At 60.0% G+C, this 270-nt stretch carries 1 pseudogene; it reads left to right on the top strand.

What is annotated here, in order from left to right:
• Positions 1-47: 47 nt before the first annotated feature.
• Positions 48-270: pseudogene (locus K206_RS0137175) on the top strand (DNA repair protein RadC); the annotation flags it as partial.

Here is a 270-nt window from a genome sequence, read left to right as displayed (position 1 = left end):
CCCTCCCAGGGTGTGCGCCCTCCGATCTCACCCTCCGGAGGTTCGCCATGTCTTTCGTCGTCAATGACTCCTGCATGGAGTCGCTTTCCGCCGTCGCAGCCCATCATGAGGACTGGATCATCCAGCAGGCTATCGCGTTGCTGGAGAGACGGATCTTCAAAGTCGGACCGTGCCTCAGCGGACCGGCGGCCGTGCGGGATTATCTGCGTTTAAAACTGGTCGCTGAGCCCAATGAAGTGTTCGCAGCCGTGTTCCTGGACAGCATGCATC

The sequence above is a fragment of the Cupriavidus sp. WS genome, assembly GCF_000395345.1.
Taxonomy (GTDB): Bacteria; Pseudomonadota; Gammaproteobacteria; order Burkholderiales; family Burkholderiaceae; genus Cupriavidus; species Cupriavidus basilensis_B.
The sequence above is the reverse complement of the archived record's forward strand: the minus strand, read 5'-3'. Positions and strand labels throughout refer to the sequence as shown.